Below are 24753 nucleotides of genomic sequence, written 5' to 3' on the forward strand. Positions count from 1 at the left end.
ACTAAATCATCCTTTAATCTTGAGTTTTATTATACCTCTTTTTATTCTGAGAGGGAAATCTTCACCACCCCTTACCGACTTGAACATTTGTTATAAATTACCATTTGATGAGCCAACTTATCATGCTATACTACAGTTGTCTCCGACAAAATCCCTTATATTTTTCATATAGACATGCAAGGAGGGTAATTTGTGAAAAAAACTTCGAAACTTTTTATTGGAATTCAAACAGCCTTATTAATGACTGTAGTCGCTATGCCTGCGCAAGCTGCCGTTCTTATCGGCGCTCCTCAGTCCTTATCAGGTTCTGTTGTCACTCTGAACCAGGGTAATTTAGGGGCATCACCATCGACTAATGGCAATGTTGTTTCTTTGAAAAATTATGGGAATCAACCCAGTTCGGTTCCAGTTACTGTTGCACAAACTCCAAGCACCACGCCTGCTCAAGGAACGCAAACAACAGTGTCCATCCCCAGCACCACGGCCAATCAATCACAAACGATCACTATAGGGCAGCCTAGCCTTGGTGGAAATGTTGTTTCCTTAAAAAACATTAACAGCCAGCCTGCCTCCATTCCAGTGACTGTAACTCCTACTGCTCCAACAACTACACCCTCAACCCCATCGACGTCAACTCCACCCTCAGCGTCTTCCTCTCTTCCGGCCATTCCTGCAGTGACTGCCTTAACGGCTGATGAGCAGCAAATGGTCGATATGATTAATCAAGAACGTATCGCTGCAGGCGTGAGCCCGCTCAAAGTAGACCTGCGCTTAGTCTCGGTAGGACAAGCTAAAGCAAATGATATGAAAGCCAACAATTACTTCGACCACACCTCCCCTACTTATGGAAGTCCCTGGGCCATGATGCAGCAAGTAGGACTTACGGTGGGTTGGGCCGGAGAAAACATTGCCGGTAATAATTCTGTTGCCGGAGCTATGGCAGCCTTTATGCAAAGCCCAGGCCACAAAGCGAATATCCTAGATCCACGCTTCACACATGTCGGTATTGGGATCGCTTATGGAAGCGCTTATGGCAACCTGTATGTTCAAGAATTTTTGCAAGAATAGTTTTTTTATTACAAAGGGCCTCCTGAACGGGGCCCTTTTTGTTTTCCTATTCCTTCTGGCCAATGATTTGCCACAATAATTTCAATGATATTCAGGCCCCCCCGCCCAAAATGATTTTTACAATCTTACGGCTAACGTTGACTGTTTGGTACTCTGGCGGAGGTTCCCAATCCCATCCTTGCGCTAAAACCGTTTTTACTGCCAGTGAGATTGCTTCAGGCTCACATCCTGAAATAAGATTACTTCCTACCTCCAAGGTTTCCGGTCGTTCAGTGACATCGCGCAGCGTCACGTTAGGTATTTTATAAAGACAGCACTCCTCTTGAACCGTTCCGCTATCACTTAAAACACAGTAAGCATGTTGTTCCAGAGAGACAAAATCAAACAGCCCCAACGGCTCCACAACTCGGATACCCCCTCCAGCCAGAGTTTTGTCTTGGCGTTCCAACTGGGAACGAGTCCGCGGATGAAGGCTGCAGATAAATGGCATTCTATATTCGCCAACAAGCCTCTGCAAAGCAGTTATGAATTTGGTCAATCGTCCTTCATCGTCAACATTTTCGGCCCGATGTAACGTTACTAAAAAATACCCTTTGCTGACCAACCCCATTGTCTGCAACGATTGACTTTGTTCAATCTTGCCTGAGTAATACCTGAGTACTTCCCCAATTGGATTCCCGGTGACATAAACACGTTTTCCCTCAATCCCTTCATGCAGCAAATTTGCCCTGCTGCGCTCGGTATAAGGCAATAAGATATCGCTGCAATGATCCACCATTCGACGATTAATTTCCTCCGGTACCCGGTCATCATAACAACGATTGCCGGCCTCCATGTGATAAACCGGAATCTGCAGCCGTTTGGCGACCATTGATGCCAAGGCACTGTTGGTATCTCCTAAGATTAAGAGGCGATCTGGCTTTTCTTTCATCATTACCTGTTCACAGCGGCGAAGTATCTCTGCTATTTGCCCCATTAATGTCGGAGCACGGCAATCAAGCAAATAATCCGGAGGCCTCAGCTTTAGCTCACTAAAAAATATCTCGCTTAAGGATCGATCAAAATTCTGACCTGTGTGCACAAGGATATGATCACATAGGCTGTCTAAGAGGGGAATGATTCGACTTAAACGAATGATTTCCGGCCGTGTACCAAGTATTGTCATTATCTTCATTACAGGATTCCCCTTCTGAACTATCGTTAACGTCCTAAGTCAATAGTGGCTATCACGGTATTGGTGCTTCCATTGATGACAGAAAGAGAGTTGTTTCCCTCATTTGTAATATAAATTCTGTTGGTTGTTGGATTTACGTTTATGCCCTCTGGAAACGCACCTACTAAAATATTAGCTATGACAGCATTAGAATTTCCTTCGATAACCGATACGTTACTACTCCCCCGGTTGGTAACGTAGATCCTGTTCGTTGCAGAATTCACACCCACTCCCATCGGATTTGTACCGACATTAACATTGGCTATGACAGTATTGGCAGTTCCTTCGACCACCGAAACCATATTGCTGCTATAGTTCGCTACGTAGATTCGGTTTGTTAAAGCATTGATACCGATACCGAAGGGCCCTATGCCCACTGCAACTGAACCTTTAAGACTATTTGTCTTACTTTCGACAACCGCAACATTGTTCCCGCTAAAATTCGGAACGTAAATCTGACTACCCGTTGCTGAAACCATTAGCTCTTCCGGCAGGACAGGATAACTAACCGTCAGATTCCCAGAAGGATCTTTTCCCCAAGCTGAGATTCCTACGGTATCTGAACTGGTGATGAACCGAAACTCAAAAGAATCAAACTGAGCGTAATAAGTCTTATTCATTTCGCTTTTAGGCTCCACCGTTAGAATGTCTAAAACGTACTCTGTTTTAGCAGATTCATGAACATTCCCATAAAACCCTCGTATTTGTAGAGAACCGGTAAATAGACCATGATTCGTAACTTTTACCAAAAACATAGAACTTAATCTTACTCCGGAGATACTATTATTCTTAATTATTCCGGTCGTTAATATTGCCATTGTGCCGCCTCCTTGACGAACCATGCTTTTTCTTAAGCAGAGACTTCGTACCTTGGAAGCCTCTGCTTTGTGAAGACAATCGAGGCATAACTTGGCTGAAGGCTTAGTTCAGCCACTCCGGGAAATATCGCTTGGCTCTCTCTCTAACAATCACAGAGCACGCTTCATCAGGGTTTTGACTCATATTTCTACCGTGCCAACGATATGCCAACAGATGTTCCGCCAAATATCCACAATTATAATAACGCAGAAATCGGAACCATAAATCATAGTCATGAGCTTGGGGCAAACCCACGTCGAAGTTGCCTATTTGCTGTAAAGCAGAATTTCTCATCATCACGGAAGATCCGTTAATAAAGCAGCCTTCCATGAGCTTCGTCACCATATCCCGCTTGTTTGAATAATAAGGTGAATCCACAACATATTGTTCATCACCGTTGGCATTAATAACCACAAAGCTCGTGTAACTAAAGCCTAGACTCGAGTCAGATTCCATCAGAGCAACTTGTTTGGCCACCTTATCTCCTCTCATAGCATCATCTGCACTTAACCAGCAAATGTACTTACCGGTCGCCAGAGCAAGCCCAAGATTCAAAGCGCTGGGAGTTCCTCCATTTTCCTTATAAACATAATTGATTCTCGATTGATAAGCCGTCACTAATTGAGCCGTCTCATCTTTAGAGCCATCGTCTATTACAAATACCTCAAGATTGGGATATTCCTGCTCAAGCACACTGTCTATGGCCTTGGGCAAATACCGAGCGTGATTGTAGGTTGGAATAACAACACTAACTTTAGGGGGCATCATTAGTGTCCCTCCCGATAAATCTTCTTCATCCATTCCACTGTTATGGGCAGTCCTTCTTCCAGGGTTACTTTCGGATCATGTCCGAGATCGCTCATTGCTTTAGAAATATCCGGTCGTTTACTGACCGTATTGTGTTTGTCCTCTGGAAGATAATTGACTAATTTGGGATTTCCGTCCGTATATTTGAGCACTAAATCACTTAAATCTTTAACACTGCGGTATTCTGTTCCACCGATGTTATAAACCTCGCCCGCTTTAAAATTATCAGCGACGTTAGCTATGGTTGGGATTAAATCGTCGACATACATAAAGACTCGATAATACCCTTCAAAAACATCATAAGGTATTCCCAGTAAAGCTCTATAAACAAACAGACAAATCACGCTGCGGTAAGGATGATAATATTCTCCAGGGCCATAGGCATTGAACAAACGCAGTCGAACAATATCGGATTGGTATTTTTTCTCGAAATTGATAATTTGCACTTCATTGGCCCACTTTGTTAAGGCATAGTCATTATGCTGGATAATAGTTTTCTTCAAGGGTAAATCCTCAGTTAAGAGGGGCTCCGCCGCTTCCCCATAAATTTCGGAAGAACTTGTAAAGATCAGCTTAAAACCTTTTTTTAATTGCCATTCTAAAATGTTCCTTGTCCCGATAACGTTTGTCTTCCACAAAGTGTCGTAATAATGTTCTCCATTGATCCGGCCAAATTCAGCTGCTAAGTGATAGACATAATCATAGTTTTGTTCGAAAACACGTTCTAACTGACGATATTCCGCAATGTCAGCCCTAAAATACTTTTCTCCGGGATGGTGCTGTAAGTCAACTTCCCAAACCTCATGTCCCCGGTGTCTCAAAACTTCAACTAGTCTGGAACCTAAGGTTCCATGGCTTCCAGTAACTAATATTCTGGCCATACTATTTGCTCCTTTTTCCACGAATTTTTGAGAAGAACTTTGAGTTTTTAAGATCTCCGGATTTTCTGCGCCTAGAGATATTATTCGGATTTAGGGCCTTTTGTCGTTCTAATACTACCTGATTGACATCAACTGTCATGCCCTTTTTGCCACGTTCCTGATCATCCTCAACATAAACCTTAAAGCCTGCATCTTTCAGCTCTTCGGAAGTAAATAAGGGGTCCTCCACCCAGACCGTATTTCCTTCCGCTTCTAAAGCTTTAACCAAGTCAACCCCTCTGCTGTGCTTAAGATCCTTTACCCCAGTTTTGTAGCTCAACCCTCTGACGAGAACTTCTTTATCACTGCCTACTTGCTGTACAATCCTGTCACGATACTCTTTATCTGCCTGCTCGGCCCCTTCCAACAAGGATGACCGACAAACAGTTTGTAAGAAGCCCATGTCTTTGGGCAGACATTCACCGCCGATGCCCCAGTCCGTACTTAATAGCTCGACGTTGTTTTTGCTGTTTACAGCTCGTCTCAGCTCTTCATAATCCATTCCCTGGTCAGTGCAATAACCGTAAATTTCTTGAGCAAAAGCAACATCAACATAACGTTTGACATTTTCAACAACCTTAGATAACTCCGCAACCCGGATATCAGAAACTTCGACCAGCAAGGGCACCAGCGGGGTGTAGAATTGACGCCCTTTTTCCATACAAGCGCTTGTAAAGGCTCCCATCACCCTTGGGGTATCACACACGGTTTTATCGACTCCAAACATAACCCTATGCGGTACATGAATCAGAAAAATATCCTTTCCTAAAACAAACCCTTTTGTCTCAAAAAACTCACGTACACGTTTCATCGTCCCGAGAGGCAGCGTCGATTCAATGGAAATTAGAGAGCCTGGAATAATTTGCATATTATTTAAGGCAGAAAATAGATTCTCTCCTTGGCTGCCTGTGGAAGGAGCCATTAACCAGACATCAATCCCATTAATATCTTTATAATCCCCTGTCACTCTATAACCTTGCTGCCGTAATTCATTGACCCTATTCTCATTCACATCGACACCTATGACATCACCTGAGTATTTCTTATCCAGGTAAGTGAAAAGATTAAAGCCTATATTACCTAAACCTACGACACATATTTTCATTATCAGACCCATCCTCCCCCAATCTCATCACTATAAGGTATGGAAGTCCACCTAATATTGACACAATGTCAAAATGTTTCTCACGATTATTGCTACCTTGTTGCAGCAAGTTACATACAATGTAAAGATACTAAATATTCGACTTGATCATGCCCATATTTCGACAACTGACCATAGAGGCCGAGTGCCTGTAGCATACAAGGAGGACTATGATATGAAAATTGTTATCCCTGTACTAAGTTTAGAAACAGGAGGAACACGCTTTATCTATCAGTTAGCTAATGAACTGGTGGACAAGGGGCACAGCGTGGAAATCGTTCTTCCCGAGCATGCCTGCGTGGCTTGGCCCTTACGAGCAAAAATTACCCGAGTTAAAGAACTAACCCGGGATACGATACCTGCCGCAGATTTCCTTCTTCCTAATTTCTATCCCACGGTATTTCCGGCTTGGGAATCTAAAAAAGGCCGAGTCGTTCGACTTAGCCTTGGTTATGAGCCTATATGGGTTAATGAGAAAGAGAAGGCTCTAGCGTCCTACCTCATTGATGCCCCGATCATTTCCTTATCTCAATGGCACCGCCAATTGATTCTCCAAGGAACCGGACGGGACAGTACAATAATACCCGGGGGAGTTGATACTTCATTTTTTCATCCCTATCCCAAAAAATCTCTATCAACCGGGCGCCCAGTGATTGCTTATATCCTGCGTTCCAAGGAACATGGCTACACTTGGAAAGGCAGCGACGATTTTTGGGAAGCCTGCCGACAACTAATTCAATCTGTTCCTAACTTTGAGCTTCGAGTTGTTGCTCCCGAAGGAGCAAATTATCAGGCACCTCTTCCTTATGAGATAATTCAAGCCCATTCAGACACGGAGATGGCCCAATTTTATGCTCAAGCAGATATTTTTGTTTCCAACTCCTATTTTGAATCGTTTTCCATGCCGCTTTTAGAAGCCATGTCCTGTTGTACAGCGGTTATAGCCACAGATAATGGCGGAAACCGTGATTACACAAAAAATGGGGAGAACTGTTTACTTGTCCCCCCAGCGATATAAAGCAACTTACCCTTGCTATGGCTCAACTTTTAACTCAGACAGAAAAACGCAATCAGCTTGCCCTGAACGGCTTGCAATTCGCTCAGCCTTGGACCTGGCGGCGCTCCGCCGATCTGTTGGAAGCCATGCTTTTTCAATTAACACGCACCTAGCCAGCTTCACTGTTAACAATCTTTCCAAGCTAAAAGTGCATCCATTGGCTCAGCGTTTTCACCATAAGCCTCCAAAAAGGCTTTATTTTTTTGATCGTGGAACTTACTGAATATCACAATATTATAACCGAGCTTTTGAAAGTCCTCGATCTCCCATCCCGATCGATGCCGTTGATAGGCTTCTCCGCCTAAACCATAATGGTCAAAGTCTTTCTGGCGAAAAAAACCTCTTGGAGTAAAGACGATGACCTTTTTGGCGGCGATCTCCTCCAACTGACGAAGAACATCAATGCCAACCTCTTTATCCAAATGTTCAATGACATCGATCAACGTAACACTATCCAGGGTCTTTGGCAGGAATAGTTCACTGAGGCGCTCTGCTTCGTAATTGAGTTTGACAAACTGCTCGCCTGACTCAGCATTCTCTAGATAAGGGCGATGCGCATCAACACCGATTTTGAAAGGACAGCATAATTCTTTCAGAGTCGTGCCCATACCGCAGCCAACATCGAGAACGGTATTAGACCCTAACAGCAGTTCGTTAATTTTACCGAGGAAATTATCATGGTTTACGACATTGATGATCACTGGCCGAAACTTCCTTCCAATCTTCATTTATTTATTCAATATATGGTATTCAAAGTTTCTGCTTTAGTACCGTCTGACACATAAACTAATTGCAAGCATAATCTGTAGTATGCAAAGCAAAAGGGAGGACAATCACATTGAAAATTGTGTTTCCTGTTCTTAGTCTGGAAACTGGCGGAGGGGCCCGTTTTATATATCATCTCGCTAATTCCCTCGTAGATAAAGGTCATGACGTTGAAGTAGTGATGCCCGAAAAAGGAGCCCAAGTCTGGCCGTTGCGGGCCAAGCTCAGACGAGTGAAAGAATTAACCCCTTCCTCGATTCCTTCTGCGGATTTTATCCTGCCAAATTTTTATCTGACAGTTAAGCCGGCCTGGGAATCCGGGAAAGGGCGAGTTGTACGTCTGAGTCTTGGGTACGAACCTCTCTGGGTCCCAGATTCAGAAGCAGCTAAGCAAACTTATATGATCGGCACCCCAATAATGTCCATATCTCAATGGCACCGCCAAATCCTGCTCCAGGAGACTGGCTTGCAAAGCACAGTTATTTCGGGTGGAGTAGATACTTCCATTTTCCATCCTTATCCTAAACAGTCTGGTCAAACGGGTCGCAAGAGCATTTATTACATCATGAGAGATCCTGCTTCCGGATACACTTGGAAAGGCGGCGGAGACTTTTTAAATGCTATAACCCGTTTAAAGGGTACGGTCGATTTTGATCTAACCATTTCGGTTCCTGAAAATGCCACTTTCACGAGTCTCTTTCCTTGTAAAATTAGAACTGCCGCGACAGACCTCGAACTGGCTCAGTTATACGCCAGCGCAGACCTTTTTGTTTATACCTCTTACTTCGAAGCATTTGGCTTGCCTCCACTTGAAGCAATGGCTTGCGGTACAGCCGTAGTGACTACAGATTGTGGCGGAGTTCGTGACTATGTTAGAAACGGCGAAAACTGCCTGTTAGTCCCTCCCAGCGACAGTGAACAACTAAGCTCTGCTATTTATAATTTATTGACAAAAGATATCGAACGTCAGCAAATCGCTGCCAATGGGCATCTTCTCGCCCAAACTTGGACCTGGCAACGCACGGCCAATCAAGTTGAGGCTTTTTTGCTTAGTCTTAAATAATACAAACAGGTTGGACTTGTGCCTATAAAAGCTCTAGAGGTGAAAGGTGAAAGCTGTAGTTGTTGCTTTCACCTTTTTCAGATACGACTCGCTAAACATTTAAAGATTATTAACGTTTAACATAACACTAAAGCTCTTACTGCCAGGACAATTGAGTTTGTCGTTTTCTGCAAATCGTTAAACCCGGTGAAACCGGAATCGTCATCAACTCATACGCTCTAGTTTCCTTCATTAGTTCCTCAATCGCCAAATAGGCTGTACCGCACCATTCTGGTTGTATTAATTGCACATTTCCAGGATGAGTATCATGCAGTAAGATAAGCCCATGTGGTACCACAAACGGAAAGAAATCCTTGAAATCTTGTAACACTGCCGTTTTAGAATGATCAGCATCAATGAATAGCATAGTTATCTCTTAGGGTTAGCCTCTAATTCCTTGGCGAACTCCTGGGTTGTGCCATGATAAAAGCTCGCATTCGAAGAGGATTGCATATAACTTCCGGCCTCCGGATTTATATCAACTCCAATCAATTTTTCGGAATAAGGAATAATTCGATTAAAAAGAGCACATTTATACAATCCAAGTTCTACATAAACCTTGGGACGTACAATACTTGCCAAGTGAACGATAAAGTCTTCGTGCCAGTCTAAGCGTACCACCTTATGTCAGCTCCTTTCAGCAGGTTCTATTCCCAAAATACCCTCTAAATATTTCTTGTTGTATAGAACCTGGGTATTTTCCGGACGATACTTTCGGGCAATCTCATTGTGCTTATAGGCTAGTTCATGGTTACCTAAGCGATCATAACAAACACATAACTGTAAATGTGGCAACCACGTCCAGCATGCTTCAATCATGGGCCCCCAGCTATTAGGCTTCTCTAGCTGTGTTGCCAGTTTGTACCAGAAAACTCCTTGTTCATATTGCTTAACATCTAAAAAATGAAAACCTAAACGGCAACAAAATTCAGCCCTAGGGGGTGCATATTCAAAGGATTTAAAAGTATATTGAAGTTGCTTTTCTCTATTTCCTATTTTTTGGTAACAATCAGCCAGCTTTCCGCAAGCAGAGATATTATCCTCGACCCACCCTTGCCCGGTCTTTAAAAATTCCCCGTAAGACTCAATCGCTCGGTCATAGAGCTGGTGTTCCAATTGTTCATTAGCATAGTAGTACAAATCTCGCGGAGAGAATGATTCCCCTTTTGCCTTTCGTTTCTCATATATTTTGAGGTTACGGTCAGAATCATCACCTGCCTTCCCTCTATGTGTAACACAAATATCAGAGTTCACAACATGTCCGTACACCTCCAAATACTCATGTACGGCTCCAACCCATCGGAAGTTCATGTTTCGGCGAACCAAGCGATTTCTTCGCAAACTAAAAGTAACTGCGCCATGATGGTCAAAGGCCAAAAGATAAGGCATGTTGACGACATCGATTGATGTGTCAAAATTCTTCTTAAGTTTCAAGAACTTTTCTCGATCAGAATCTGCGAAAATATCATCAGCATCCAGCCAAAGAATATAATCCATGGTCGCGTTACTAAAAGCGTAGTTACGGGCAGTTGCGAAATCATCGATCCAAGTAAAATCAAAGATCTTGTCTGTGAATTCTTTAACAATATCCTTGGTGCTATCTGTTGAACCCGTATCGACAATAACTATCTCATCAGGGATACCTTTAACAGAATCCAGGCATCTTGCAATTGTAGTTTCTTCGTTACGAACTATCATACATAAACTGATTTTTATTTCTTTACTCTCCATTTTCTTCTCCTTAAAAACATGATTACTATATGATATTCAGCAGAAATAAATTGGGGAAGTTTATCATGGAAAATATATAAAAAGCCCCTCGGCTTGCGCTTGCGAGGGATTTTTTTTGTTGGTACTACCAAATTCAGTTCATTAAGGCCCTGTTGCTCCTGTAGCTCCTGTTATACCTATCGGTCCTAGAATATCAAGTTCTGCCGGCTGCACACGATGAGCTGGTACCAAATTCCCTTCTGTATCTTTTCCCCAGGCTGATATTTCCACAGTATCTGAGTCGGTTATAAACTGGAATTCGAAAGCATTAAACAGTACAAAATAATCTCTTTCCGTAACATCGCCGACCGCTAAAGAAAATATCTCTTGCACATATTGGGTCTTTGTAGTCCCTGTTACGAAAAAACCTGAAATTTAATCAATTTAGATTTCTTTTGTTCTAATATCATTTCAAAAAACATGAAGTTATTTTATCAATTAAGCTAAGGAAAAGTGACCTTACCAAAGATTTTAGGGAAATTTAAAAAAGCCTCCCACTATGGAAGGCTTTTTTCTAAAATTCTTTTAGTCTAATTTTTCAAGTGTCATTTGTGCCCCAACATTTGGCGCTAAAGTCATAGTAAATGGAATTGCAGAGTTGTTTCTAAGTGTCACAACATCTCCAGCTGCAAGTGTTAAAATTGCCTGACCCGAAACTTGCCCAGTAGTAACTAGTGCTGTAATGGGTGTGGACGCATTTACTGTACCGTTGACGGCAATTGCAATTGCAGAACCGACACCAGCAGTTATACTTACATTGTAGTCGATCTGATAAGTCCCGGCAGTGGTTACTGTTACAGTGGTAGTACCTGCTGTGTGGGTTATATTTGAAAGAGGGCCGTTATTACTGAAAGGTACATCTGCACCACCAACAACGGTTGCATCGGCTATAGTTGCAAGTTCATACACGTACCCAAAGGCCGCTAAACCTGCTCCTGTCGCTCCGGTCACCCCCGCAGTTCCTGTGGCTCCTGTGGCTCCTGTGGCTCCCGTGGCTCCTGTTGCTCCTGTTGCTCCCGTCGCCCCTGCTGCTCCCGTTGCTCCTGTTGCTCCTGTTGCTCCTGTCGCTCCCGTCGCTCCCGTCGCCCCTGTGTCTCCTGTGGCCCCCGCTGCTCCTGTCGCTCCGGTCGCTCCTGTTTCTCCCGTTGCTCCCGTGGCCCCTGCTGCTCCTGTCGCTCCGGTCGCTCCTGTTTCTCCCGTTGCTCCCGTGGCCCCCGCTGCTCCTGTCGCTCCGGTCGCTCCTGTTTCTCCCGTTGCTCCCGTGGCCCCTGCTGCTCCTGTCGCTCCGGTCGCTCCTGTTTCTCCCGTTGCTCCCGTGGCCCCCGCTGCTCCTGTCGCTCCGGTCGCTCCTGTTTCTCCCGTTGCTCCCGTGGCCCCCGCTGCTCCTGTCGCTCCGGTCGCTCCTGTTTCTCCCGTTGCTCCCGTGGCCCCCGCTGCTCCTGTCGCTCCGGTCGCTCCTGTTTCTCCCGTTGCTCCCGTGGCCCCTGCTGCTCCTGTCGCTCCGGTCGCTCCTGTTTCTCCCGTTGCTCCTGTGGCCCCCGCTGCTCCTGTCGCTCCGGTCGCTCCTGTTTCTCCCGTTGCTCCCGTGGCCCCTGCTGCTCCTGTCGCTCCGGTCGCTCCTGTTTCTCCCGTTGCTCCTGTGGCCCCTGCTGCTCCGGTCGCTCCTGTTTCTCCCGTTGCTCCCGTGGCCCCTGCTGCTCCTGTCGCTCCGGTCGCTCCTGTAATTCCAGTTGATCCAATAGTATCAAGTTCTGCAGCCACCAAGCGATGAGCTGTAGTCAAATCTCCGGCAGCATCCTTACCCCAAGCTGAGATCTCGACTGCATCTGAGCTAGTAATAAACTGAAATTCGAACTCATCAAATTCTGCAAAGTAGACTCTTGTTGCTACTTCACCGGGATTTAAAACAAATAACTCCAAAACGTACAATATTTTTGTAGTCCCTACCACGTAAAACCCTTCAATTTGCACCGTTGAAGCAACGATATCATCATTAGTGATTTTTACGGTAAACGTTACTGATGGTCTTACACCATCGACTGGCGTATTTTCAATTAATCCAGTGGTTAATGAAGCCATTTTTCCTTCTCTCCCATTTGTTATTTTTGTGATTCCCTATTGAATTAAATCAACTTCCTGGGCTACAAGCCGTTGAGCTGTAGTAAGGTTCCCGGCTGCATCTTTTCCCCAGGCGGAAACAACCACGAGCTGTGAACTGACAGTAAACTGAAACTCAAAAGCATCAAACTCAACAAAATAATTTCTTTGCGCAACCTCTCCTGTAGCAAGGCTGAAAAGTTCTTGCACGTACATTACCTTTGTTGTCCCACTTTGGAAAAATCCTTCAATCAGAATTGTTTCGTTAACAGTATCATCGTTTGAGACCAGTACCGAAAGGGTTGAACTCGGTCTTACGCCTGAAACCGCAGTGTTTTCAATTAGACCAGTTGTTAATAAGGCCATTTACTGCACCTCCTTTTATGCGGTACTTTATACTACGTAACTTGTACTAATTGTGTTCCGGCGACCTTTTTTCGAATGCTATATCAAGTCAAAGTAATATTCTTCAATACATAAAATACAAAATTTATCAATAGTGTTCATTTGAATGTGCTTCCAAGGTCTCAATTAGATAAGCGGGGGTGAGGTTCCCGGTCAAGTCCTTTTCCCACAGAGAAATACTGACCTCGTAAGAAGTAACGAAAAATTGAAACTCAAAAGCTTCATACAGGCTATAGTAATTTCGCGAATCCACACTCCCTGCAGCAAGGATAAAAAATTCATCAACATATTTAACTTTTTGAGACCCATTATAAAAAAATCCATCAATTTGAACTGCCACAGCGGAAGTATTCTCATTACTGATCTCGATTACAAACCTTGCACTCTGCTTTTTATTCGCGGATTCTTTATTATTAATTAAACCAGTCGTTAAATAAGGCAATCTGTTTCACCTCCAGATTTGTGGGCTTATTTATAATATTTTATATGTCCATTTTTTGTTACATAAAATTTCCTTAAAATCCACAATAATCATTAAAAGCTATAAAAAAAATCATGGCCGCTATTTTTCAAATCAGTAGCCATGATCCCTTTCAACTATTGTTAGAGTTTACCCCACTCTCTGCCTTCATTCCTTACGATATAACCGATTTTGGAGAAGTACAAGTTTTTATTATAATCCCATTCAGGCGGACCTCCACCCTCATAATAACCCTTAGCTCTTGGATGGTACAAATGTACCGTTACAGCATCCGTTTGACAATATTTGCACCCGTTTTTCAACAATCGATCGATTAGATCTCGATCATCATAAGCGATTCCCACAAAATCTTCATCATAGCCCCCGATCTCCATAAATTGGCTGCGATGCAGGGCCATTAGAAATGGCATTCTAGTGTCCAGGTTTATACACTTGTTATACATTCCAAGATCAAAGCTACCGTCATTTTTAGTAAGATACTCTAAGAAAACTCCCTCCCGGTCATCTTTACCTATCGGTATACCTAACAATTTCGGGTTATCAGCTATTGGTTTTGTGAGCGAAGCTATTGTTTGGTTGGCATGAAACATTTCTGCACAGCAAAATACTAAAATGTCTCCTGAAGATTGCTTTACCCCAATATTAATGGCAAAGCCTGGCACCCTCCAGACAGAATAGCCATTGAGGTTTCTTTGTCCGGTAAATACATACTTCAAATTAAGTTTTTCCCTGAATTCCTTGCAAACCTCTTCAGTTTCATCCTCAATTCCGTCATTGATAACGATTGTTTCATACTCGAAGGGCATTTCCTTCAAAGACAAAGATAGGGAATATAGTCCCCACCTTAATAAATGAGTTCTCTGAAACGTCGTTATGATAATTGATACTTTATGCTTTTCAACTGCTTTTTTACGGTTGCTTTTTTCAATCATGAACTTTTTAAGGATGTCCATCAGTAAACGCTTCCACTTTTGTCCAGAATCCTGAGCAGAGTCTGGAATTATCACAAAATCGTGCTCTGGATATGACAGAGCGATCTGAGCAGAATTTGCTGCGAGTATATCCGCCCGAACCAGATTTTCCTCCGATTGTGCTCCCGGAGTGCCTACAGTCCTGAGATTATCCGGTAAAAGTCCTATTGTATAGCGTGATTCGTCGACTCTATGACTTAACACTGCATTTTGTACGATAACCTCTACATCTGGATAATTTTTTCGGATGTAGTTTTGAACATTAACCGCATAATCTCCTTGATCCCCAACAAGTTGTCTATCGATAATCACGGAGGCAGGCAAGGATTCTTGGAGAAAATTCCAGAATGCCTGTTCATTGATTGAGCTTAGGCTGGAATCATTACACAACGCTATTATTATTTTTCCCCGCTCAGCTTCAGCAGTAGCTAAACTATCAAGCTCTCCCCACTGAAAATGATAAGCAATGCTGTCAAAGGCAGTTTGATGTCTGATTCCAATAGCCTGGAGCTTCATGCTCAGCACAGTATCTCCGGATATACAGGCTTCACCTCTTTTAGCAATCACTGGCTGATATAAATCACTGCCTAGGAGAACCTGTCCTTCAGGATACCCTCCCACCCTTTCAAAATGTTCCTTGCGGATTAAGATGGGCATAAATAGGCCGCCGTCCAACAATTCTGGCTCAGAGAGCTCCCGGGCAAAATGCTGAAATTCCTTTTCGCGATATGAGGCATAATCCCTGCCAAAGTCTTTTTCCACACCATATTGACCGCTGCGCAGCTTACCAGACTCAACTAAACGAGAGGCAACACAGTTTTCCCCGTTATAAGCCTGCCAAAGACGATCAAACCATCCTGGTGTAAAGGCCATATCCGTGTTAATAAACACGATAAAGTCGCCTTGCGCTTTGCCGGCAGCAAAGTTGTAAGCACGATAAACATTATTGACGTACCAGTCCTTTTGCTGCTCAGGAGTATTCGTGAAAACATAATGAGGTATATAATTATTTTCCAAATAATTGAGTACTGCGGAGTTAGCATCATTGGCGACAAAGAAGAACTCTTTGTCCTTCATATCCGTATATTTGAAGACCTGCTCATACACAAATTTCAGCCATTCCACACTTTTATAAACCAAACAGACAATGGAAAACCTTGGTTTAAATACTTCATTCCGATACTCTTCGACATAGGCCAAGGACTCCGCGAAGGTCATCTGTTCAGGCTCTTCATCATCAACCCAGAGCCCTTCAGGAAAGAGCTCTTGAGGAACTCTCTCTGTCACAAGCTTCTCCTCACTGATTAAACGGTCGAGCATATCATAACCACGTTGCCCGTGGGATTTGTAAACGAGATATTTATAAGCTAGACGCTGCATCGAAGAAAAACCATAGTGCAATACTTGAACATCAAGAGTCCACTTCACGGTGCGAATTGTCGAGGGAAAAAGAGGCTGGTGAAGTCCAGGCTTTGTCTCATGAAAGCACATTCCAGGAACCACTCGCCAGAGACGGCAAAACCAACCCGAATCATACGAACTGTCCATCCTGCGCCAGGAATGGCTTCGCCAAAGATTTATTTCATGCATGTTCACCGCATCTATCCCGTTTTCGTCACATTGGGCGCATAATTCCTGAAGCTTCTCGGCTGCATTGGCAGTTAGGACTTCGTCTGCGTCCAGCCATAAGATAAAGTCCGGTTGAAGTTTCAAGGCTTCTTGAAGCAGCAATTGCTTATGGCTGCGCTCATTGACAAAATCGTTTTTAGTGGCTCGAATAACATGGGGTGTTTGTTTGAGCATATATTCGTAGCTGCCGTCTGTGCTGCCGTCGTCGTAGACAATCAAATCACTTACTACAGGCAAAATATTGCTCACAAAGCGTTGCAGGTTGTCTTTACACAGCTCATTATAAATTTGGCATATGCAAACGATACGATAGTGCTTCACCGTAAAAATTCTCCTTTATCCATAGAGTCTTGATCTACGAGCAGATGATGTTTCCTTAGCAATACTTCTGTTTCTCCATAGGTCATAAGGAAATCTCCCGAACTATATTCTTTCGTCAGCGCTTGTTGATTCGGTTCAGCAACAAACAATTCGGGAAGCATCGGCTTAATCGCATAATAATCGCCACGCTCATACGCACGCCACGCTTCTTCTTCGGAAATCAGTACTTCATGGACTTTTTCTCCCGGGCGGATTCCCGTATAGCTTATTGGTATCGATCGGGTTCCGATCAAAACTTTGGCTATATCCTCGATACGGGCCGCAGGGATTTTGGGAATATAAATTTCTCCCGGTTTAGCCCCCAAGAGAGCTGCAAAGATGGTATCTACAGCGCTTTCTAAGGGTAACAAGAATCTCGTCATTTCCTTCGTTGTGATTGTTAATGGACCGCCGTGTTTAATCTGTTCGTGAAACAAAGGAATAACAGACCCCCTAGACGCAAGTACGTTTCCATAACGCACACAGATAAATCTTGTCTTAGGCAGCATCACATTCGCAGTAATAAAAATTCGTTCCTGCATAGCTTTGGAAATTCCCATGGCATTGACGGGCTTGCAAGCTTTATCCGTAGAAACTCCAACGACTGCTTCAACGTTGAGAGCCATTTCATCAATCGCTCGCAGGATATTTTCCGGACCAGTGATGTTGGTCTGCACTGCTTCATAGGGAAAATACTCACATGAAGGCACCTGCTTGAGAGCAGCCGCGTTGATGATAATATCCGCATCTTTTAACACAGAACAGACAGAATGAAAATTACGGATATCTCCTATGCGAAACTCGATTAACCGAGCAAAATTGTCATAAATTACTTCATCCGTTACATTTCCTTTGTGCTGATATTCAACCCGCATGGCATGCTGTTTTGCTTCGTCTCGGGAAAAAATAATGATTTTCTTAGGGGAACCGAGTTCCTTCTTGAGGAGACGTTGAGTTAGTACTTTTCCGAGCGAACCTGTACCACCGGTTATTACGATGACTTTGTTATCAAAAATGTCCATTATTATCCCCCTTGGCTTAACTGTTTTGATAGGGACCCTGCAGATAATCTTTATACATTTCATGGACCAGATCCCTCCAGGCCGGTGGATTATAACCGGTTAACGTACGGAACCTAGCAGAATCCAGCGATCGATCAATTTGAACACTGTTATCTGGTTCAATTAGAACTTTTTTGCCGTACTGTTCGGCAATAAGTTTTAGTAAATCGTATTTTGTGATCGGATGTGAGGATACGTGGTAAAGGCCCGTCATTTCGGGATGCGGGATCACATAATCGCGAATAATTCGAGCTAATTCCACCGTTGGAAAACCCGAAAAAATGGCTTTTCTAAAACCACATACTGCGTCTTCTTGCTTCAGAAACCATTCGACTAAACCATAGCTTCCTTTCAATTCATGTCCAATAATTGAAGTCCTTAAGGTTACACAATGAGGATAATCGACTTCTCCGAGGAATTTTGTTCTCCCATAGAGATCTGTGGCATCGGAAAAATCCCTTTCTGTATAACTCCCTTTTTTTCCGTCAAAAACGCAATCCGTACTGACATGGATCATCCGCGCACCCGCCGCACCACAAAGCAGCGCAATACGATGAGGTAGAAGCGCGTTCGTAGTTATTGTCGTCAACGGATCTTGTGCCTCAGCTACTTGCTTAATAATTCCTATACAATTTAGGACAAGGTCTGGCTTAACTTCTGAAAAAACCTTTACGAGACTATCTTCGTGATGAATATCTACATTTTGAAGTACCATCTTTTTTCGCTCTGTTGGTAACCAGTTTGATAGCTCTTTCGAAGATCGAGCTGAAGTATAGACCTCAAACCTCAAATCCTCTGAAAGAAAGCGGAACAGGGCATGCCCTAACATCCCTGATCCCCCCAAGATCAATACCTTGCTCATGCCCGTCTTCTCCTATTCACACTCATTCCTTTTAGAGAAGTTTTAATTGAGTATACTTTTCTTTAGCCTTTTCCAGATCGGCTATTGTTCCAATATCAAACCAAAGATCCTCGCTTTCATAACTCACTGCCTTAGCCTGTTCCAAGATAAGACGCTGGACCAAGTCTGGCATATCAAAGCGTTCGTTCTCAGGAATTAAAGAAAGAATCCTCTTGTTTATAACGTAGATCCCCATACTTGCCCAATAGTCAATAGTTGGCTTTTCCGAATAGGCGGTAATTTGCCCATCCTTTGTCTCTAATACACCGAAGGATGAACAAACTGACTTCTTCTGTACAGCTACTGTCATATCTGCCTGCATCGCTAAATGGTGCTCATATAATGCCCTAAAATCTAAAGTGGTCAGTTCATCTCCGTTGATGACAAGAAAATTATCCTCTAAATCCTTAATCATTCTTAAGGGGCCCGCTGTTCCTAACGGATTAGTTTCCACAGAATAGCGAATCGTCAACCCAAAATAACTGCCATCTTGAAAATACAGTTTGATGAAATCTGCCAGATATCCTAAACACATGATAATTTCATCAACCCCTGCACGTTGGAGTTGATGCACAAGTATCTCAGCTATCGGCTTATCACCAATGGGAAAAAGGGGCTTAGGCAAAATTCGGGAAAACGGATCCAGACGTACTCCTCGACCGCCTGCTAATATAATAGCTTGCATTGTATCTCCCTTCTTCCCTTTAGATTTGATATTTTCCTATTTGAAAACGATCTAAATGAGTAGCAATCCAGGCCATTGTTCTTTTCACGCCTTCTTCGAGCGGAACCTGCGGTTCCCACTCCAGCGTTTCTTTAGCCAGACGATTATCCGCTAAAAGACGGTTAACCTCACTTCTGCTGGGGCGAACTCTGGACTCGTCAACAACGATCTTTGCTGTACTCTGGAGACTCTTAATAATAACCTGCGCTAACTCTCCAATGGAAATTTCCTGTCCGGAGCCCACGTTGATAACCTTTCCGACTGCAGCTTGCTTTTGGGCTGCTTTTATAAAACCATTGACCGTGTCTGACACAAATGTGAAATCACGCAAGGTTTCAGTATTGCCAAGGCGTATCTCTTCCCTGGCAAGAGCCTGGGTTATCAATGTTGGAATAACAGCCCGCGCAGACTGCCGGGGCCCATAACAATTAAACGGTCTTACCGTAGCAACAGGCAGATTATACGAAGCATAAAAGCTCTCCGCTAACTTATCTGCTCCGATCTTACTCGCTGAATATGGAGACTGACCTTGAAGGGGATGCTCTTCGTCGATTGGAACATAACGCGCTGACCCGTACACTTCGCTCGTAGACGTATGGACGACCCGGTCCACGCCTAGATCTCGAGCCGCTGTGAGAATATTAAACGTCCCCATAATATTAGTTTCAACAACCTCACGCGGATTTTTATAGGAGTAAGGGATGCCCACCAAAGCACCCAGGTGAAAAATAGTATTGCACCCTTTAACCGATCGTTCGATGACATCGGCGTCACGTAAATCTCCCGCAACTATTTCCACTTCAGAAAGTACCTGGGGATCTAAATCTTCCAGATTTCCACGGCCATCTCGAGAATTATAACGAATAAAGACTCGGACTTTAGCACCTGCTTTAACTAAGGCCTCTGTCAAATGACTTCCAATAAAGCCACCCGCTCCTGTTACTAAAACCTGCTTTCGCTCCCACATTACGCTTATCCCCCCTCTGCAGTAACTGATATATCGTATGTTTGTGTTTATATATCTGACACACGTTGTACATCGGAGGCTATCGGTGCAACATCCTGCTTTATAAAGAACAGTAGAACAAGGTCATCGTTGGAGATTCTCACTTGCAGATTTGTCGATGGTCTGAAACCCAGGACTGGGGTATTATCGATCACTCCAGTTGTCAAAATAGCCATTTTAGTTCATCACTCGCCCTTTCCAATTGCTTTATAGATGATTGCTTGAAGTTTTACCTAATCCAGTATATGAACGGCTTGTCTAATTGTTAATAAATGTGAGAGCTCTCAGATATCTCGGAGCAAGCCGTTCCCATTCTAAAGTTAAGGCCTGCTCATGCCCTTTCGCTGCCAGGGATCTCAATAACGTGGGGTTATCGACGGCGGTTCGCAAAGAATTTGCCAACTGCCTGACGTTACCGGGTTCAAAGGTTAGAGCATACGAATCTGAAACTAATTCTGCCAAACCTCCGGCCTTTGAGGCAATCAAAGGAACCCCGATTGTCATTCCCTCTAAGGCCACCAGCCCATAGGCTTCACGACGACTTGGGACAACAAGACCTGCGGCCTGGCTCATCCAGCGCCACAACTCCGAGCTCGGCTGCCAGCCGTGGAACTTGATCCAGCTTGTAAGCTTTTTCGCTTGAACAAGCTTGTTCAGATGGTCTTCATAATAGTCCGGTCCTTTGCCGATGATATTCAGGTGAACTTGCCGTCCGCTTTGCCTTACCAGCGACAAGGCCAGAATTAAATCCTCGATTCCTTTATAATCCAACAATCTGCCAACATAAAGGAATTCGTTCGTACTCTTCGGTTGCCAACGTTCTGGGAGGCTCGAAATACCGAGAGGTATGACGTCCGTTTTGGAGAGGTATTGAGGGTACCGTTCGGCCAGATAGTTCCTCTCACTCTGGCTTATGAGGTGAATGCGTTGACAACGCATCAGCAAGTCTTCTTGGATCTTAAATTGCGCCTGAAGCTCTGGCTCCGGTCTATCTCCTAATTCCTTACGCAAAAAGGAATATACTGTATATAAAATAGGGGTAGCCCCTCTCGAAAATGTGTAAGCCAGAGGAGTAAAGTTTATAGCCTGGCAATGTATTAAATCCCATTCCTGCCTAAGTTCAGGAAATGTCTGACACACAGCATCAACATTAATCATTCCTAAATAACCAAAATAATGGCTGTTGCGCGGTAGTCCTAAAACCTTTATCTGCAGCCCACGCAAATCCCATCTCGGTACAGTCCAATCACTGCGCGGGACTATGACAGTTTGGTGAATCCCTAAACGATCAAGCATGTGAATCATACCTGTTGCCGCTGTCCCAGCCCCACCAAAACTTTCCTCTGCAAATTCGTTTGTTAACGATAAGACCTTCAAATAAATCACCTCCATTACCTCCATCCTATGCGACAAGCCTAAATGGGTGCCATGTTACTGGTTTTCCCTTAATCGCCATGTCAAGTGTCCCTCATGCCAAGGATGGCAAGAAGAGGCCTGTATAAAATATTCAACAAGATTAAACTCTCCGACAGTAAGAAAGTCTGCCTGAATAGTCGGGCAGACTTTTCCAATTCCCAATTTAGACGTTTCCTTCATATCCTATTAAATAAATGATATTTCAGAAGACAGGACCATCTATGATTTGAACTAGATGTTCAAAGTTAGAGCATCGCCATGGATGGTGCGATGCCAAGATGGACTGATGCCGCGTTGCCAAGGATGGCAAAGAGCGGCGCATGAGGAGGTAATCAATGCCAACTTTCATCTATCCTCCCTCGATTCCTTGGAATTGGATGTTTCAGCGCCCCCAGCAACTTCTTGGTCAAATTTCTTCATCTGGTCAAACAGTTCTTTACGAAGACCTTGGGAGCTTTCCTAAACCCAAAATCAAGAGTTTATCCTCCACTCTTCATCTTTGTCAGGGGATTTCGGCCATGAATGTTCCCCATTCACGGCCTCGCATTCTTTGGTTAACAGTTCCATCTCATATAAACTCTATTTCTAATTACAATCCTGATCTCGTCATTTATGATGCAGTTGATGAACCAAAGGATGAGTTCGCAAGCTGGGCACCTTATTATCCTTCGATCACCCAAAAAGCAGACATTATTTTTTGCAGTAGTCAAAGCATTTATAATTATTTTCAACCAAAACACCCTCGGGTTCATTTAGTTCCTAATGGTGTTGATTACGTGCATTTTTCGTCCTGCCCTAATAAACGTCCTCAAGATCTGCCTTCAGGCAAACCCATTATCGGCTACAGCGGTGCCATAGCCCCTTGGGTTGATTGGGAGCTTTTGAGGGCAGTGATCCAACAGAATCCAGAGTTTAATTTTGTATTTATAGGAGCTTTCTTTCAGCTTCATAAATTCCCGTTGAAATACAAAAATGTAACGTATCTAGGGTTGAAATCTTATCACGAACTCCCAACTTATTTTCGTTACTTCGATATAGGGCTTATTCCATTTCTGCAAACAGAAATGACGAAGGGCTGTAACCCTATTAAGCTTTATGAATATTACGCCGCGGGCATCCAAGTCCTGGCCACGCCTCTTCCAGAATTACTCACTGTTCCCAAGATCAATCTTGAAAGTGACCCTTTTTTGTTCTCTCTGCGCTTACGTCATTTATTAGAAAGTGATGATTCCAGCAAACCTCAACGAATGGCTTATGCCCAAGCGAACGACTGGACAGAACGAACCGGTAGAATACTTCAGCAAATTTATACAACCGCTTACCGAAATAAAGAAAGCGTGTAACACCCGAGACGACGGTCGAATACAATACGGTGAAAGTCCTGCTCAGTCAACTATTTCTCTATCAAAAAGGGGGGGGAATACACACATGCTATTTGAAACCCATGCTTGGGTAACTCTCGACAACGCAGTCGCCATATATAACGTTTACAGCGATGTGCTCGTCGCTACCATCCCCGTAGGCATTGCGCCCGCTTTCCCAAAACGAACGCCGGATGGTACCAAAGTTCTAGTCCCAAATCAAGGGAGCAACACTGTCTCAGTCTTATGTACTTCTGCCAATCGTGTTCTAGCAACCATTCCAGTAGGGCTTGCTCCTACAGCAGTAGCCATTGACCCCACTAGTACAACAGCTTATGTGACAAACTCCGGAAGCGGAACCGTGTCTGTCATCAGCATTCCAACGGATACAGTTGTGAGTACTATTACAGTCGGTACAAATCCTGTGGACGTTACCATTGCCCGCGATGGCAGCCGCGTTTACGTCAGTAATGCCGGCAGTAATTCAGTCTCTGTCATCAACCCCGTTACGAACACCGTCATAGCCACGATTCTGGTTGGAACTTCGCCTAACGGTTTAGCGGTAAGCTTAGATAATTCAAGACTTTTTGTCGTCAACAGCGGAAGCAACGATGTCAGCGTCATTAACACAGCCACCAATACCTTAATAAGCACGATTCCCGTAGGTTCAAATCCACAGAAAATTGCAGCCAACCCTGTTAATCCAGTCTTCATGTATGTAACTAACTTCAGTTCAAACAGTGTAAGTGTCATCTCAACCACTGGACTTAACGTTATTACAACAGTTCCTGTTGGCATCAATCCTCTTGGCATCGATGTCACAGGCGATGGCACTCAAGTATGGGTTGCTAACGAAGGGGACAGCTCAATTAGTATCATTAATACCAATACCAATACGATTGCTGCCGCACTTCCCACGTCTTTCCCACCACGAGGGGTTACCGTTGGCAGAGTCGGATCAGCTTTATCCCCAAGTGAACCTATTGATTTAACAGATCCTTATCAACTGGAAGAGATCACCGAATCGGTCTGTATCATCGTTGAAAAAGTTTATGCCAGCTGCTTACAGAGGGAATGTTTCCCAGCCTTCACTGTTACGTTGCCAACAGGTGTACCACCGTTCACCTTCATCAGCATGACTTTCTCAACGGGTGTGATCGTCCCCGGCAGTATCGTCATTACTCCGATACCATCCCGTCCGAATTTCTCTAGGGTTCAGTTCACAATTCAAATTCCTTACACCCTGACCCTACGGGATTCAACCGGCGCTCTGTTTACTTTGACGGGTTTTCTTCCAGATATCAACAAAGACATTGTTATGTTCTTCCCGCCAACACGACCAGAATTTGACTTTAATCTGCGCGTTGAAACAAGAACTGAAGTTCTCACAAGCCCAGTCTTTACGTCAACAACCATTCAAATTGCCATCGGCAGCTTTGTCATCACTAAGGTGACGGGTGTTGTCCAGCTCCTTGTTCCTGCCTTTGGCTTCTGCCCAGAACCGCCAGCTTGTGAAGAATTCCCAGTTATTCCACAAAATCCTTGTCTTAACTTCTTCGATACCACTCTTACTCCATTCCCCAGCGACTTCTTCCCGCCACAACTGGATAATTGCTAGTTGTTCTCTATCTTCTGAC

The 24753-nt window shown here is 43.9% G+C and carries 24 protein-coding genes and 1 pseudogene; 5 read left to right on the forward strand and 20 right to left on the reverse strand.

The features are described from left to right. The first annotated feature begins 192 nt into the window (after window positions 1–192). Window positions 193–1068, forward strand: coding sequence for a CAP domain-containing protein (locus tag VZF35_RS11500; RefSeq protein WP_407313685.1), 876 nt, complete (start codon window positions 193–195; stop codon window positions 1066–1068). A gap of 91 nt (window positions 1069–1159) precedes the next feature. On the opposite strand, the gene wecB is transcribed toward VZF35_RS11500, so the two are convergent. From wecB to VZF35_RS11525, 5 genes are all read right to left on the reverse strand, one after another. After that, window positions 1160–2242, reverse strand: coding sequence for a non-hydrolyzing UDP-N-acetylglucosamine 2-epimerase (gene wecB / locus VZF35_RS11505; protein ID WP_407313687.1), 1083 nt, complete (start codon window positions 2240–2242; stop codon window positions 1160–1162). A 26-nt stretch (window positions 2243–2268) separates the two neighbouring features. Continuing rightward, on the reverse strand, window positions 2269–3099 hold the full coding sequence (locus VZF35_RS11510) for a YncE family protein (RefSeq protein ID WP_407313689.1): 831 nt from the start codon (window positions 3097–3099) through the stop codon (window positions 2269–2271). A gap of 103 nt (window positions 3100–3202) precedes the next feature. Continuing rightward, window positions 3203–3907 carry a glycosyltransferase gene (locus VZF35_RS11515; protein ID WP_407313691.1) on the reverse strand — a complete coding sequence of 235 codons (705 nt, stop codon included), beginning with the start codon at window positions 3905–3907 and terminating at the stop codon, window positions 3203–3205. Next, complete coding sequence (locus tag VZF35_RS11520) at window positions 3907–4827, reverse strand: NAD-dependent epimerase/dehydratase family protein (protein ID WP_407313693.1); 921 nt, start codon at window positions 4825–4827, stop codon at window positions 3907–3909. Before VZF35_RS11520 ends, VZF35_RS11515 begins: the two co-directional genes overlap by 1 nt. 1 nt (window position 4828) lies before the next feature. Further along, on the reverse strand, window positions 4829–5971 hold the full coding sequence (locus VZF35_RS11525; protein WP_407313695.1) for an NAD-binding protein: 1143 nt from the start codon (window positions 5969–5971) through the stop codon (window positions 4829–4831). A gap of 214 nt (window positions 5972–6185) precedes the next feature. Here VZF35_RS11525 and VZF35_RS11530 point away from each other — a divergent pair. Further along, window positions 6186–7180: pseudogene (locus VZF35_RS11530) on the forward strand (glycosyltransferase family 4 protein). Window positions 7181–7192: 12 nt separating this feature from the next. On the opposite strand, the gene VZF35_RS11535 reads toward VZF35_RS11530, so the two are convergent. Beyond that, the gene (locus tag VZF35_RS11535; protein WP_407313697.1) at window positions 7193–7795 is read right to left on the reverse strand and encodes a class I SAM-dependent methyltransferase; all 603 of its coding nucleotides are present in this window, start codon (window positions 7793–7795) and stop codon (window positions 7193–7195) included. A 110-nt stretch (window positions 7796–7905) separates the two neighbouring features. Here VZF35_RS11535 and VZF35_RS11540 point away from each other — a divergent pair, with 110 nt between their 5' ends. Next, window positions 7906–8895 carry a glycosyltransferase family 4 protein gene (locus VZF35_RS11540; protein ID WP_407313698.1) on the forward strand — a complete coding sequence of 330 codons (990 nt, stop codon included), beginning with the start codon at window positions 7906–7908 and terminating at the stop codon, window positions 8893–8895. Window positions 8896–9031: 136 nt separating this feature from the next. Here the strand turns inward: VZF35_RS11540 and VZF35_RS11545 are convergent, their stop codons facing one another. From VZF35_RS11545 to VZF35_RS11610, 14 genes are all read right to left on the reverse strand, one after another. Continuing rightward, window positions 9032–9301, reverse strand: a complete 270-nt coding sequence (locus VZF35_RS11545) for a class I SAM-dependent methyltransferase (RefSeq protein ID WP_407313700.1) — start codon at window positions 9299–9301, stop codon at window positions 9032–9034. A gap of 2 nt (window positions 9302–9303) precedes the next feature. Continuing rightward, window positions 9304–9555, reverse strand: coding sequence for a hypothetical protein (locus tag VZF35_RS11550; protein ID WP_407313702.1), 252 nt, complete (start codon window positions 9553–9555; stop codon window positions 9304–9306). A 6-nt stretch (window positions 9556–9561) separates the two neighbouring features. Continuing rightward, window positions 9562–10665 carry a glycosyltransferase gene (locus VZF35_RS11555; RefSeq protein ID WP_407313704.1) on the reverse strand — a complete coding sequence of 368 codons (1104 nt, stop codon included), beginning with the start codon at window positions 10663–10665 and terminating at the stop codon, window positions 9562–9564. 141 nt (window positions 10666–10806) lie between these two features. Then, window positions 10807–11037 carry a hypothetical protein gene (locus VZF35_RS11560; protein ID WP_407313706.1) on the reverse strand — a complete coding sequence of 77 codons (231 nt, stop codon included), beginning with the start codon at window positions 11035–11037 and terminating at the stop codon, window positions 10807–10809. Window positions 11038–11229: 192 nt separating this feature from the next. Continuing rightward, window positions 11230–12783, reverse strand: a complete 1554-nt coding sequence (locus VZF35_RS11565) for a BclA C-terminal domain-containing protein (RefSeq protein WP_407313708.1) — start codon at window positions 12781–12783, stop codon at window positions 11230–11232. Window positions 12784–12819: 36 nt separating this feature from the next. Then, on the reverse strand, window positions 12820–13167 hold the full coding sequence (locus tag VZF35_RS11570) for a hypothetical protein (RefSeq protein WP_407313710.1): 348 nt from the start codon (window positions 13165–13167) through the stop codon (window positions 12820–12822). A 127-nt stretch (window positions 13168–13294) separates the two neighbouring features. After that, window positions 13295–13648, reverse strand: coding sequence for a hypothetical protein (locus VZF35_RS11575; protein WP_407313712.1), 354 nt, complete (start codon window positions 13646–13648; stop codon window positions 13295–13297). Between the two features lie 161 nt (window positions 13649–13809). Then, entirely contained in the window at window positions 13810–16608 is a 2799-nt protein-coding gene (locus VZF35_RS11580; protein WP_407313714.1) for a glycosyltransferase, read from the reverse strand. After that, window positions 16605–17669 (reverse strand): polysaccharide biosynthesis protein, encoded by a 1065-nt coding sequence (locus VZF35_RS11585; RefSeq protein WP_407313716.1) that lies wholly within the window; start codon window positions 17667–17669, stop codon window positions 16605–16607. The genes VZF35_RS11580 and VZF35_RS11585 overlap by 4 nt, the downstream gene beginning before the upstream one ends. A 16-nt stretch (window positions 17670–17685) precedes the next feature. Continuing rightward, window positions 17686–18570 (reverse strand): dTDP-4-dehydrorhamnose reductase family protein, encoded by an 885-nt coding sequence (locus VZF35_RS11590; protein WP_407313718.1) that lies wholly within the window; start codon window positions 18568–18570, stop codon window positions 17686–17688. A gap of 31 nt (window positions 18571–18601) precedes the next feature. Then, on the reverse strand, window positions 18602–19294 hold the full coding sequence (locus VZF35_RS11595) for a sugar phosphate nucleotidyltransferase (RefSeq protein WP_407313720.1): 693 nt from the start codon (window positions 19292–19294) through the stop codon (window positions 18602–18604). A gap of 19 nt (window positions 19295–19313) precedes the next feature. Then, window positions 19314–20300: an SDR family NAD(P)-dependent oxidoreductase gene (locus tag VZF35_RS11600; RefSeq protein WP_407313722.1), complete on the reverse strand. Its 987-nt coding sequence runs from the start codon at window positions 20298–20300 to the stop codon at window positions 19314–19316. Between the two features lie 47 nt (window positions 20301–20347). Continuing rightward, on the reverse strand, window positions 20348–20515 hold the full coding sequence (locus tag VZF35_RS11605; protein WP_407313724.1) for a hypothetical protein: 168 nt from the start codon (window positions 20513–20515) through the stop codon (window positions 20348–20350). Window positions 20516–20597: 82 nt separating this feature from the next. Beyond that, window positions 20598–21725 (reverse strand): glycosyltransferase family 4 protein, encoded by a 1128-nt coding sequence (locus VZF35_RS11610; protein ID WP_407313726.1) that lies wholly within the window; start codon window positions 21723–21725, stop codon window positions 20598–20600. Window positions 21726–22090: 365 nt separating this feature from the next. On the opposite strand from VZF35_RS11610, the gene VZF35_RS11615 reads away from it, so the two are divergent. Both VZF35_RS11615 and VZF35_RS11620 read left to right on the forward strand, forming a co-directional pair. Then, window positions 22091–23098: a glycosyltransferase family 1 protein gene (locus VZF35_RS11615; protein ID WP_407313728.1), complete on the forward strand. Its 1008-nt coding sequence runs from the start codon at window positions 22091–22093 to the stop codon at window positions 23096–23098. Between the two features lie 85 nt (window positions 23099–23183). Beyond that, a complete protein-coding gene (locus VZF35_RS11620) occupies window positions 23184–24734 on the forward strand; it encodes a beta-propeller fold lactonase family protein (protein ID WP_407313730.1) in 1551 nt (516 codons plus the stop codon). The last annotated feature ends 19 nt before the right edge of the window (window positions 24735–24753 follow it).

Origin of the sequence: Desulfosporosinus paludis (genome assembly GCF_045689965.1) — a bacterium.
GTDB classification, from domain to species: domain Bacteria; phylum Bacillota; class Desulfitobacteriia; order Desulfitobacteriales; family Desulfitobacteriaceae; genus Desulfosporosinus; species Desulfosporosinus paludis.

Bases quoted from the DNA above. Each gene is read 5' to 3' on its own strand.
- VZF35_RS11510 (WP_407313689.1), bottom strand. From the start codon at position 3,099: ATGGCAATATTAACGACCGGAATAATTAAGAATAATAGTATCTCCGGA.
- VZF35_RS11585 (WP_407313716.1), bottom strand. From the start codon at position 17,669: ATGGACATTTTTGATAACAAAGTCATCGTAATAACCGGTGGTACAGGT.
- VZF35_RS11545 (WP_407313700.1), bottom strand. From the start codon at position 9,301: ATGCTATTCATTGATGCTGATCATTCTAAAACGGCAGTGTTACAAGAT.
- VZF35_RS11520 (WP_407313693.1), bottom strand. From the start codon at position 4,827: ATGGCCAGAATATTAGTTACTGGAAGCCATGGAACCTTAGGTTCCAGA.
- VZF35_RS11555 (WP_407313704.1), bottom strand. From the start codon at position 10,665: ATGGAGAGTAAAGAAATAAAAATCAGTTTATGTATGATAGTTCGTAAC.
- VZF35_RS11605 (WP_407313724.1), bottom strand. From the start codon at position 20,515: ATGGCTATTTTGACAACTGGAGTGATCGATAATACCCCAGTCCTGGGT.
- VZF35_RS11525 (WP_407313695.1), bottom strand. From the start codon at position 5,971: ATGAAAATATGTGTCGTAGGTTTAGGTAATATAGGCTTTAATCTTTTC.
- wecB (WP_407313687.1), bottom strand. From the start codon at position 2,242: ATGAAGATAATGACAATACTTGGTACACGGCCGGAAATCATTCGTTTA.
- VZF35_RS11590 (WP_407313718.1), bottom strand. From the start codon at position 18,570: ATGAGCAAGGTATTGATCTTGGGGGGATCAGGGATGTTAGGGCATGCC.
- VZF35_RS11600 (WP_407313722.1), bottom strand. From the start codon at position 20,300: ATGTGGGAGCGAAAGCAGGTTTTAGTAACAGGAGCGGGTGGCTTTATT.
- VZF35_RS11615 (WP_407313728.1), top strand. From the start codon at position 22,091: ATGCCAACTTTCATCTATCCTCCCTCGATTCCTTGGAATTGGATGTTT.
- VZF35_RS11535 (WP_407313697.1), bottom strand. From the start codon at position 7,795: ATGAAGATTGGAAGGAAGTTTCGGCCAGTGATCATCAATGTCGTAAAC.
- VZF35_RS11570 (WP_407313710.1), bottom strand. From the start codon at position 13,167: ATGGCCTTATTAACAACTGGTCTAATTGAAAACACTGCGGTTTCAGGC.
- VZF35_RS11565 (WP_407313708.1), bottom strand. From the start codon at position 12,783: ATGGCTTCATTAACCACTGGATTAATTGAAAATACGCCAGTCGATGGT.
- VZF35_RS11595 (WP_407313720.1), bottom strand. From the start codon at position 19,294: ATGCAAGCTATTATATTAGCAGGCGGTCGAGGAGTACGTCTGGATCCG.
- VZF35_RS11620 (WP_407313730.1), top strand. From the start codon at position 23,184: ATGCTATTTGAAACCCATGCTTGGGTAACTCTCGACAACGCAGTCGCC.
- VZF35_RS11515 (WP_407313691.1), bottom strand. From the start codon at position 3,907: ATGATGCCCCCTAAAGTTAGTGTTGTTATTCCAACCTACAATCACGCT.